Source organism: Neobacillus drentensis (genome assembly GCF_036965245.1).
In the GTDB taxonomy this organism is placed as follows: Bacteria; Bacillota; Bacilli; order Bacillales; family Cytobacillaceae; genus Neobacillus; species Neobacillus drentensis_G.
Genome location: NZ_JBALPG010000046.1, coordinates 1 through 10,446, shown reverse-complemented (window position 1 = coordinate 10,446; position 10,446 = coordinate 1). Strand labels below are relative to the sequence as shown.

The window sequence follows — 10,446 nt, the reverse complement described above, 5'->3', positions numbered from 1 at the left end:
CAATAGAGGTTATTGGAACCTGTTTCTATGAAAAAAGCGAGAGAAAGGGTTCTAATAGAGGTTATAAGAGCCCGTTTCTATGAAAGAATGAGAGAAAAGGTACCAATAGAGGTTATGGGAGCCTGTTTCAATAAAAAAAGCGAATGAAAGGTATTCAATGTAGAAGCACGTAAATAGGACATTTGCAGGAAACAATAGCCAAATGAGAGAGAAATAGGTATAATAAATTTACTGACTATTTATTTTATTAAAAAAACAATTATTATTATGAAGAGGACGTACCTATGACCGTGGTAAAAAAACTTGTTTCCCTATTTTTGCAGTGTATCATCGGTGTGGAAGTGCTTATCCTGATCGCTGCCTTTCCTGTTTTATTTGCGAATTTAACTATTCATATAAAGGAATATTTTCATGCCATCCTTGAGTTAAATGTAAAGGTCTTTACTTTAGGAGATTTTTTTACAGCAGATGGCAAAAATTCGTTATTTCCGTTTATTTTCGATCGGTACTTTGAGTCTATGAAAATACTTGGTTTAGGCATTGTAACAGCTTGTTTGATTGCTTTTCTCATTACATATTTATCACTTATCGTTTTCCGAAAAAGATTAAAAGCAATTAAATATCTACTTGAGTTACTAGAATCTATCCCGGATTTAATGCTTATTCTGTTATTACAAATGGTAGTCATTCTGATTTATCAAAAAACCGGAATCAAGCTTGCTCAAGTTGTTTCTGTTAGGGAAAAGGCTTTTTTGTTACCGGTGATTAGCGTAAGTATTCCAATTAGCTTTTACATTACAAAAGTCTTTATTCATTATATTGAGGAAGAATTGGAGAAACAGTATATTACTTTAGCTAAAGCAAAAGGCTTAACTTTCCCCTATATTTTAAATCTCCATGTCCTCAGAAATATCGCTGATGGCATGTTTGGAACCTCAAAAACTATTTTCTGGTCGATGCTTTCAACATTATTGGTGGTTGATTACTTGTTTAATATGAATGGCTTGCTCCGTGTGATGTTAACCGGCAGGGATCCATTTATTATCGGCTGCATTTTGATCTTTGTTCCATTTTTTATTCTCTACCGAATATATGAATGGATCAGCTTTGACAACAGAAAGGATATTGGGTAGATGGCTATTTTTTTATTAAAGAGAAAAAGATTTGTTGTTAGTGTACTATTTCTGGTTACCCTTTTTTCCTGGAGTATCATTAATAACGGGGAAATAGAGCAGATAAGGTTTATTACAGATAAAAGTGGAAATCTCTTGGATGCACCTCCATACCCACCATTTACGGTATTTCTACTTGGGTCTGATAAATTAGGATATGATCTCGGGCAGATGATGATAGCAGGGGCGAAATACACCATTGGTATTACCCTTATTGTAGCCATTCTAAGGATGGTTTTATCGATCATATTGAGCGCCTTCATCTATTCATTAAAACCAAGAATATACTCCGTTATGAAAAGCATTTTTGAACCATTTTCAGTCGTTCCGCAAACAATTATTGCGTTTTTTATCCTTGTCAGTGTGTTATGGATGCCGATTGATGGGTTTCCAAATCCTTTTTGGCAGCGGGCATTATTTGAAACGGCCATTTTAGTAATTATTGCCATTCCGAACCTCACGATTCAGCTTTCGGATGAAATGAGACAGGTAGAAAGAGAACCATTTATTGAGGCCGCAAAAATACTTGGGGCTAGTAAGATAAGCATCTTCTTCAAACATATCGTTCCACATGTTTATGAAAAGTGGATTTTGCTTTTTGGGCAACAATTTATTCAAGCCCTGCAGCTTTTGGCTCATCTTGGTTTTATGAAACTTTTCTTTGGTGGTTCATTCATTGCCTATGGCGATTCGAATGATCCGCCACGGTCGATTTCATATGAATGGTCTGGAGTCATAGGTGACAGTATTAGTTATCTATTTTCAGATCAATGGATAATTTTGGTTCCTATTATCTTTTTTGTGTTAACAGCCATTAGTGTGGCACTCATCAACGATTCTGTGAAAGCATATTTTCAAAGCAAAGCAAATAATCAAGCTAAAAAATAAATAGGTTAGAGAATACTATGAATCTATTAGAATAGGCATGTTATGAGATAAATGGGAAGCAAATTCATTGTTCAAATTTTTAACCAAGCTATTAGGGGGAGAAAGACGATGCTGCGGAATGTAATCGTCGTTACAGACGATGAGGCAAGTATCAAAAATGCGATTAGGGAAGTTTTAAGGTCTAAGCATAAAGGTTTTGAAGTTGCTCTTGATTTAACGAGAATAAAAGATAAACATCGAAAAAAAGAAATCATGAAGCTGTTAACAAAGTATTAGCTGAGTGCACAATCCCATATCTAATGTTTACATAATAAAAACGAGCCTAACCAATTTTGGGGGCTCGTTTTTCTGTGAAAAAGATTTAATTATTCTCGACAAATTGATATTCAGGCGGCTTAACCTTAAATCCTTTTGTAATCCAAAGAAGCAGGCCAAACCCAATGGCAAACCAGGAAAGTCCAATTATTATTGCTAATTGATCGAGACTGAACCATAGATAAACCAAGAAGGCAAGTCCGATAATAGGAAAAATAACATAGCCAATGAAGCTGGTTCGTTTCATCATTTGTTTATTTTTAACATAATACATAATAACGGAAAGGTTCACAAACGAAAAAGCGGTAAACGCACCAAAATTAATTAGCGATGTCGCAACAACCAAATCCAAAAATAGTGCACTTAGTGACAATAGACCGATAAAGATCAGATTGAAAATTGGTGTTTGCGTTTTTTTATCAAGGTAGCCGAACCATTTTCTTGGTAGAACACCATCTCTTCCCATCGCAAACATTAACCTCGATGCACTCATTTGAGAAGCAAGCCCAGATGCTAGAACGGACACAAGCGCACCACTGGTAAAAATAGATTGAAAGAGGATGCCTCCAATATGCTTCGCAATTTCAGGTGAGGCACCTTCGATATCATTGAATACAGAGACGTCTGGATATAGACTTTGCATGAAATACGTCACCATGATGAAAAAAATACCGCCAATCAAGGCAATCAAAAAGATGCCTTTTGGAATATTCTTCTCAGGGCTGATGGTCTCCTCAGCTAAAGTGGTGACTGCATCAAAGCCAAGAAAGGAAAGTGCTAAAATCGAACCACCCGAAAATAATAGACTTAGTTTGATATCTTCTGAATAGAAAGGATTTAATGTGAATCCTGAATTTACATCTCCGTTGATCGTACGAATGGTTAAAACAACAAATAATATGGCAACGAGTAATTGAAATAAAACAAACAGCATATTGGCATTCACAGCAATTTTGACTCCGGAAATATTCATTATGGTGATGGTTAAAATTAACCCAAGGATCCAAACCCAGGCAGGAACACTTGGAAAGCTTGCTGATAAATAGATTCCTGCTAACAAAGCATTGATCATCGGTAAAAACAAGTAATCTAGCAATGCCGACCAGCCGACCAAGAAACCCAGTTGCGGGTTCATCGTTTTCTTTGTGTATGTATAGGCGGATCCTGCTTCAGGAAAAATTTTTACCATTTTTCCATAGCTCAATGCAGTAAATAATATCGCAATTGTAATTAAAATGTATGAGGCCGGGACATGCCCATGTGTTTCATTTGATACAACCCCAAATGTATCGAAAACCGCAAATGGTGACATATAGGCCAAACCCAGAAATACTATTGGAACTACCCCAAGCGATCGTTTTAAAGTACCTCGTGATGACTCCACCGAAAATTCCTCCTCTATGTAGCATGAAAATTATTCTATATGAATTTTTATTCATTGTGAAGATTTTTTTTTAATAGTTTAAACAGTTGAGAAGAAGGAAAATGATTCTATTTAGAAAAGAAAAAGCCTCCACACTATTATGGAAGCTTTCATCATCAACTTATTCATTTCCGCAAATCTAGTTTGCCTATTATCAGGTATCTGATGCAAACGGCTCATTTGTTAATTGGCAGAAACCTCTTCATTTTTTAGTAATGATAATAGGTGACGTACTGCATAGGCAAAACCATCTTCATCATTGCTCTTCGTGATGATATCGGCTTTTTGCTTGACATGGAGCGGTGCGTTTTCCATCGCTACTGAAGTAGTCGCTACTTCAAATTGGGCAAGGTCGTTGCCGCCGTCTCCAAAAGCAATAATTTCATCAAAGGTTAGATTCATCATATCCTGAAAACGTAATAAAGCCTTACCTTTATGGGCTTCGCTTGAAGTAATTTCCACATTATTTGGGAAAGAGGAAGCCATTGAAATAGCAAATTTACCTGATAATGCGGCTTTCACTTCTGCTATTTTTTCTTGGTTGTCATGGTGAACCAAAGCAATTAGTTTATAGATTTTTAGATTGTCTTTTTCAAGAATTTCATCATAATTGAATTTTTGAAAAAGGCGTTCAAGTTCTTGATTCGTTTTCCCATGTAATGGGGGCAAGGTGGAAGGAAAGCCGCCATGATTTGTATAAACGAGAATTCCCACACCCAATCCTTTTAAAATTGAGAATATTTCCTTATAAGTTGTAATAGATAAAGTCGCTTCATACAGTAGTTCTCTAGTTTTTGAGTATAAGACAGAACCATTGATACAAAAAATAGGAACCTCCATATTTTGAACCGCCTTTAATTTAATTACATCTGCGTACGCTCTACCAGTGTTCAAAATTAGGCAATGACCGTGATTTTGAAGTTCGTTTAAGGCTTTTACATTCTCTTCAGAAATTTCATGCTCTGAGTTTAATAACGTACCATCTAAATCAATAGATAAACATTTCATGGTTTGTGATAATTCCTTTCCATACAATCTTATTGACTACTATATCAGATTTATCTGCTTAGAGGTCTGCCAAAATTATGATGAATGAGTTCCGTACAGCATTGATTCACATGGTAAAATTTTTTTAAAACGTTTAATCCTAACGTAAAAGGCAAGCCTGTTTATATAGGCTTGCCTAAATTTATATTGAGATCTATAAAACGCAGTAGTTATCCGCGTCTTCCGCCTCGGCCGCCACGTTTTGACTCGGTGTTACGCTTAAGGCTTGATAAATTCTCTTCACTTGACTTCAAAAACTTATTCATTTTATCTTCAAAACTTTCCTTCGGTTTGAAATTTCCCTTTGAACGAAAGTCTTTAGAACGGTTATCCGACCTTCCTTGACGTGGTGGGCGTTGTGAATAAGAAGAGGTTTGTCCCTCAGGTCTTTCGATCGCTTTTTTGATGGATAAGGCAGTTTTTCCGTCCTTCTCACTAATTACTTTTACTTCGACTTGGTCGCCTATTTTGAGATGATCATTCACATCTTTTACATAGCTGTCTGCAACCTCACTAATATGCACTAGGCCTGTTGAGCCATCCGGTAATTCTACGAATGCTCCAAAATTAGTGATACCTGTTACTTTACCTTGTACTTTACTGCCTACTTCGACTGACATTGAAATATAGTTCCCCCTCAATAATGTTAAAGACACTTTATTATAACAAATATTTTCGAAAAAGAATATCACCATTATTTTTGAAGGTTGGCTGCAAATGGACTCTATCAGGGGTTAATCATTTTACTTTTAAAAAGATTAACTGAACTAGAGAATTTCATCTACTCCTTTTTACCTGATTTCTAAGTATTATTATAAACACTATCAAACAGGTACCCTCGAATGTGAAGTACCTTTTGTTATTCTGATATATTAAAAAATTATCATTTGATTACTTAAAATCCAAACTTTGATTCGTCGTTATTCTAAAGCTATGATCCCATATGTATATAAAATTATATTCCTATTTCTTTCTATAGATTGTTAATTTCAACCATATTCGAGGTGTAACTGTACACCGAAACCATATATAATAGTAAATCCTCATCCAAAAAGCCAATGATTTGCTCTATATTTTTCTATTGAAAAAGGGATTATGAACATTCGGTGACATATTCTACGAATGTGTGTCTTTTCCTCTGATTAGATATTAAGATATAGCAAAGGTGTGATTTTAATCACAGGGTTGCTAAATAAAAAATGCTATTGGTTTTCTAGAATAATAGAAAGGGGAATAAAAAAATAATGAAATGGGTTTTATTGACGCTTATTTTTACTATAGCCACTGTGCTAACAGGTTGCGAACCATTAATGGTCTTGGATCCAAAAGGGCCGCAAGCTGAAACACAAGCCAAGGACATCATGTTGTCTATCGGAATCATGTCGTTCATAGTCCTTGTTGTTTTTGCTATTCTGATATTTATGTTAACAAAATACCGTGCTTCTAAACAAAGTAAAGATTATGAACCTCCCCACATTGAAGGAAATATTTGGGTTGAAACGATTTGTGTTGGAATTCCAGTATTAATTGTAATTTTTCTTTCAATTGTGTCTGTTCAAAGTAACAATATAGTTGAGGCCACACCGAAGGGATACGGAGATAAAGAACCATTAATTATTTACGCTTCCTCTTCAAATTGGAAATGGCATTTTAGTTATCCTGAAGAAAATATAGAAACGGTTAATTATTTGTATATTCCAACAGATCGTCCAATTGAATTTAAACTTTATTCTTATGGACCAATCACCAGTTTCTGGATTCCACAGCTTGGAGGACAAAAATACGCAATGTCTGACATGGTCAACACACTTCACTTAGCGGCAGATGTTCCAGGTGAATACATGGGCCGAAATGCAAACTTTAGTGGAAAGGGCTTTGCTGAAAATACATTCAATGTCAAAGCTATGTCTGAAGATAAATATGATGATTGGGTCAAAGAGGTTAAGAAAACTGCTAAACCACTTACAGAAGAAAAATTTGCTAAACTTTTGGAACCAGGCCACCTGGGGCAGTCCACATACACTGGGACGCATTTAGAATTTTTGCCGCCGCCAGAAGGGGAAAATGGTGGACACAACCATGGGTCAAGCCATTCTTCTAAAACGGAAAAGCATGATAATTCTAGTGAAACTAGTTCTGAATCAGAACATCATCACCAATAATATTTTCGAGTTTAATAATTACTAGTTATTGCTGATAAGTAATATATCTCTGGAAAGGAGTTATAATTAGATGGATTTCTTTGATCGTTTTGCCATACCACATGCAAGTCCTGCAATTTACGCATCGATGGTTGCCATTGGACTAACTGTTATCGCCATTATTGCCGGCTTAACCTATTTTAAAAAATGGGGTTATCTATGGCGGGAATGGTTAACGACCGTTGATCATAAACGGATCGGAATTATGTATTTAATATCTGCTCTTTTAATGTTATTCCGCGGTGGGGTAGACGCGATAATGATGCGGGCGCAGCTGGCTGTACCTGATAACAAGCTGCTTGATGCCCAGCATTATAATGAAATTTTCACAACACACGGAATTGTTATGATCATCTTTATGGCGATGCCATTCATTATGGCCTTAATGAACTTTGTTGTGCCATTACAAATAGGGGCACGTGATGTAGCGTTCCCACGCTTAAATGCCCTTAGTTTCTGGTTATTCTTCATGGGCGCAATGCTTTTTAATATTTCTTTCGTTATCGGCGGGTCACCTGATGCAGGCTGGACATCGTATTTCCCTCTGGCAGGAACCGAATTTAGTGAATCAGTAGGATCGAATTATTACATGATTGCAATTCAGATTGCTGGCCTTGGGACATTAATGACAGGGATAAATTTTATCACAACCATACTTAAAATGAGAGCACCTGGGATGAAATTGATGAAAATGCCAATGTTTACTTGGGCTTCCTTAGTAACAAATGCGATCATCGTTTTCGCATTCCCAGTATTAACAGTTTTACTGGCAATGGGAACAATGGATCGTTTGTTTGGAACTCACTTCTTTACAACAACTAATGGCGGTATGGATATGCTTTGGGCAAACTTCTTCTGGGTTTGGGGACATCCTGAGGTATATATCTTAATTTTACCGGCATTCGGGATTTATAGTGAAGTCATCTCGACGTTTGCTCGTAGAAATCTCTATGGGTATAAATCAATGGTTGGCTCTATGGTGATTATTTCACTTCTCTCATTCTTAGTCTGGACACACCATTTCTTTACAATGGGTCAAGGTGCACTGACGAACAGTATTTTCTCCATTACCACTATGGCAATTGCTGTACCGACAGGGGTGAAACTGTTTAACTGGTTGTTCACGCTTTGGAAAGGAAAAATAGAGATTACGACACCAATGCTGTATTCTTTATTATTTATTCCAACCTTCACGATTGGCGGAGTAACAGGGGTTATGCTTGGAATGTCTGCTGCGGACTATCAGTACCATAACACAATGTTCTTAGTCGCTCACTTCCATATGGTTATTATTCCTGGTGTTGTATTTGCCATGCTTGCCGGACTTACGTTCTATTGGCCAAAAATGTTTGGATACATGTTGAATGAAAAAATCGGGAAATTGTCGGCATGGATCATTGCCACAAGCACTCTTTTAGCATTCGTCCCAATGTTTTTCTCAGGCTTAGATGGGCAGGCACGTCGGATGTACACTTACTCTGAATCAACTGGATTTGGACCATGGAATATGGTTTCGTTTATCGGAGCTGCTGGACTAGCTGTAGGTTTTGCGTTAATCGTATACAACATCTACTACAGCACACGCTACGCTTCAAGGGATATTGCTTCTGATCCATGGGATGCACGTTCTTTAGAATGGGCAACACATACTCCGGTACCAGAATATAATTTCGCCATTTTGCCGCAAGTGAAATCATCTGAAGCATTCTGGGATGCGAAGAAACATGGTCATGAGTTATTCCAAGGTGAATATGAAAAAATTCATATGCCAAATAACAGTGGTGTACCGTTCATTTTGAGTTGTATCTTTTTCGTTTGGGGATTCTCCTTTGTATTCAGCCTATGGATTCCGCTTATTCTAACAACCATCGGAATTTTCGTTTGTATGGCTTACCGTTCATTTGAGAAAGATCATGGCCATTACATTACCGTAGCAGAAATCGAAGAGACAGAAAATAATTTGCGAGGTGCTTAAGAAATGAAAATTGATAACTCGCTGCCGCTTGAATATAGTACGGAAGAAAATAGTAATAAAATATTGGGCTTTTGGATTTTCCTTGGTGCGGAAATTATGCTTTTTGCAACGCTTTTTTCAGCCTATTTTATATTAGTGGACCGTACGGGAAGCGGCCCGACTGGCGCAGAGATTTTCGAAATCACTCCGGTCTTAATTGAAACCATTCTGCTATTAACTAGTAGTTTTACCATAGGTCTTGGCATCCACGCGATGCGGTTAGGCAATAAGAAAGCGATGCTAACATTCTTTACTATTACACTCATCTTAGGTCTTGGGTTCTTGGGTTTTGAAATATTTGAGTTTGTTCATTATGTACACATTGGTGCAGGACTGCAAACCAGTGCATTTACAGCGATTCTTTTAACTACATTAGGCACGCATGGAGCGCACGTAACATTTGGCTTATTTTGGGGATTATTTATCATTTTGCAAGTAAAAAAGCGCGGGTTGACCCCTGAAACAGCCAATAAATCATTTATTTTCTCGCTTTACTGGCATTTCTTAGATGTAGTTTGGATCTTTATTTTCAGCTTCGTCTACCTGAAAGGAATGATGTAAACATGAAAGAGTTATTCCCGATGAAGCAGGTAATGGGTTTTGTCTTTTCATTACTCCTTACTACCATTGCACTGGCCGTTTATTTTTTAGACATGTCTATTGCAACTGGCATGACCATTCTCCTAGTCACTGCCTTCATTCAAGCAGCCGTACAGCTGGTAATTTTCATGCACGCAGGTGAAACAGAGGACAGGGGAGCTATCTACACGAACATCTATTACGGACTCATTATCGCTTTGGTTACAGTATTCGGTACATTATTAAGTATGATTTGGGGTTACATTTAATAGGGAAACGAAAAGGAGCGTCAATTGTCATGACGCTCCTATTTTTTTTTAGTCGGTACTAATTGAACTCCTTTTTCTGCTGTTTTCAGCATTTCTTCAGTTGCGACGAAAAATACTCCCATGAGAAAGATGAAAACGGCCCCCATAATAATCCCAATGGAAATGCCAGTTAAATTACTGTAACCGTTTACGAAGTAACTGTAGAAAAAAGTTAAAATTCCAATTGTTAGTAAAATGCCGCCGGAGACCTTTACCGTATTCAAGATTTTTGCATTTAAATCCATATTTCTCAACTCCTCTTTTATATTATTCCTCTTGTTCACAAAATTGTCAAAATTATTTTTAAATAATGGTTGAAAAAAATTCTAAATGTGCATTGAGCTCCCTTTTTGTTAAAATCATAAAAAAATGTACCTAACAAAAGGCATACTCAAACAGTGGGAAAGAATATAAGAAGTATATAATATGGAGAGGATGTTTTTGATGTTAATCAGCTATTATCAAAAAGAAAATTTGAGCAAACTAAATCAAATTAGAA

11 protein-coding genes are annotated in these 10,446 nt (G+C 36.7%); 7 read left to right on the top strand and 4 right to left on the bottom strand.

Annotation, left to right across the window (positions count from 1 at the left end):
* The first annotated feature begins 284 nt into the window (after positions 1-284).
* The 3 genes from V7150_RS11650 to V7150_RS11640 all read left to right on the top strand — a co-directional run bounded on the left by V7150_RS11650 (position 285) and on the right by V7150_RS11640 (position 2,336).
* Positions 285-1,133: an ABC transporter permease subunit gene (locus tag V7150_RS11650; RefSeq protein WP_335517932.1), complete on the top strand. Its 849-nt coding sequence runs from the start codon at positions 285-287 to the stop codon at positions 1,131-1,133.
* Complete coding sequence (locus V7150_RS11645) at positions 1,134-2,060, top strand: ABC transporter permease subunit (protein WP_335517929.1); 927 nt, start codon at positions 1,134-1,136, stop codon at positions 2,058-2,060.
* A 108-nt stretch (positions 2,061-2,168) separates the two neighbouring features.
* Complete coding sequence (locus V7150_RS11640) at positions 2,169-2,336, top strand: hypothetical protein (RefSeq protein ID WP_335517926.1); 168 nt, start codon at positions 2,169-2,171, stop codon at positions 2,334-2,336.
* A gap of 85 nt (positions 2,337-2,421) precedes the next feature.
* Here the strand turns inward: V7150_RS11640 and V7150_RS11635 are convergent, their stop codons facing one another.
* The 3 genes from V7150_RS11635 to V7150_RS11625 form a co-directional block, all read right to left on the bottom strand.
* Positions 2,422-3,759: an APC family permease gene (locus V7150_RS11635; protein WP_335517923.1), complete on the bottom strand. Its 1,338-nt coding sequence runs from the start codon at positions 3,757-3,759 to the stop codon at positions 2,422-2,424.
* Positions 3,760-3,981: 222 nt separating this feature from the next.
* Positions 3,982-4,806, bottom strand: a complete 825-nt coding sequence (locus V7150_RS11630; protein ID WP_335517920.1) for an HAD family hydrolase — start codon at positions 4,804-4,806, stop codon at positions 3,982-3,984.
* A 209-nt stretch (positions 4,807-5,015) separates the two neighbouring features.
* The gene (locus V7150_RS11625) at positions 5,016-5,465 is read right to left on the bottom strand and encodes a S1 domain-containing RNA-binding protein (protein WP_335517917.1); all 450 of its coding nucleotides are present in this window, start codon (positions 5,463-5,465) and stop codon (positions 5,016-5,018) included.
* Positions 5,466-6,089: 624 nt separating this feature from the next.
* On the opposite strand from V7150_RS11625, the gene qoxA reads away from it, so the two are divergent.
* The 4 genes from qoxA to qoxD all read left to right on the top strand — a co-directional run bounded on the left by qoxA (position 6,090) and on the right by qoxD (position 9,908).
* A complete protein-coding gene (gene qoxA, locus V7150_RS11620) occupies positions 6,090-7,007 on the top strand; it encodes a cytochrome aa3 quinol oxidase subunit II (RefSeq protein ID WP_335517915.1) in 918 nt (305 codons plus the stop codon).
* A 70-nt stretch (positions 7,008-7,077) separates the two neighbouring features.
* Positions 7,078-9,021, top strand: coding sequence for a cytochrome aa3 quinol oxidase subunit I (gene qoxB / locus V7150_RS11615; protein WP_335517911.1), 1,944 nt, complete (start codon positions 7,078-7,080; stop codon positions 9,019-9,021).
* Positions 9,022-9,024: 3 nt separating this feature from the next.
* On the top strand, positions 9,025-9,621 hold the full coding sequence (gene qoxC / locus V7150_RS11610) for a cytochrome aa3 quinol oxidase subunit III (protein WP_335517907.1): 597 nt from the start codon (positions 9,025-9,027) through the stop codon (positions 9,619-9,621).
* Positions 9,622-9,623: 2 nt separating this feature from the next.
* The gene (gene qoxD, locus V7150_RS11605; protein ID WP_335517906.1) at positions 9,624-9,908 is read left to right on the top strand and encodes a cytochrome aa3 quinol oxidase subunit IV; all 285 of its coding nucleotides are present in this window, start codon (positions 9,624-9,626) and stop codon (positions 9,906-9,908) included.
* Between the two features lie 38 nt (positions 9,909-9,946).
* Here the strand turns inward: qoxD and V7150_RS11600 are convergent, their stop codons facing one another.
* Complete coding sequence (locus tag V7150_RS11600) at positions 9,947-10,192, bottom strand: hypothetical protein (protein WP_335517903.1); 246 nt, start codon at positions 10,190-10,192, stop codon at positions 9,947-9,949.
* Between the last annotated feature and the right edge of the window lie 254 nt (positions 10,193-10,446).

Excerpts from the sequence above, each read along its gene's own strand:
- V7150_RS11650 (WP_335517932.1), top strand. The coding sequence starts at position 285 with ATGACCGTGGTAAAAAAACTTGTTTCCCTATTTTTGCAGTGTATCATC.
- V7150_RS11645 (WP_335517929.1), top strand. The coding sequence starts at position 1,134 with ATGGCTATTTTTTTATTAAAGAGAAAAAGATTTGTTGTTAGTGTACTA.
- V7150_RS11640 (WP_335517926.1), top strand. The coding sequence starts at position 2,169 with ATGCTGCGGAATGTAATCGTCGTTACAGACGATGAGGCAAGTATCAAA.
- V7150_RS11630 (WP_335517920.1), bottom strand. The coding sequence starts at position 4,806 with ATGAAATGTTTATCTATTGATTTAGATGGTACGTTATTAAACTCAGAG.
- V7150_RS11625 (WP_335517917.1), bottom strand. The coding sequence starts at position 5,465 with ATGTCAGTCGAAGTAGGCAGTAAAGTACAAGGTAAAGTAACAGGTATC.
- qoxA (WP_335517915.1), top strand. The coding sequence starts at position 6,090 with ATGAAATGGGTTTTATTGACGCTTATTTTTACTATAGCCACTGTGCTA.
- qoxB (WP_335517911.1), top strand. The coding sequence starts at position 7,078 with ATGGATTTCTTTGATCGTTTTGCCATACCACATGCAAGTCCTGCAATT.
- qoxC (WP_335517907.1), top strand. The coding sequence starts at position 9,025 with ATGAAAATTGATAACTCGCTGCCGCTTGAATATAGTACGGAAGAAAAT.
- qoxD (WP_335517906.1), top strand. The coding sequence starts at position 9,624 with ATGAAAGAGTTATTCCCGATGAAGCAGGTAATGGGTTTTGTCTTTTCA.
- V7150_RS11600 (WP_335517903.1), bottom strand. The coding sequence starts at position 10,192 with ATGGATTTAAATGCAAAAATCTTGAATACGGTAAAGGTCTCCGGCGGC.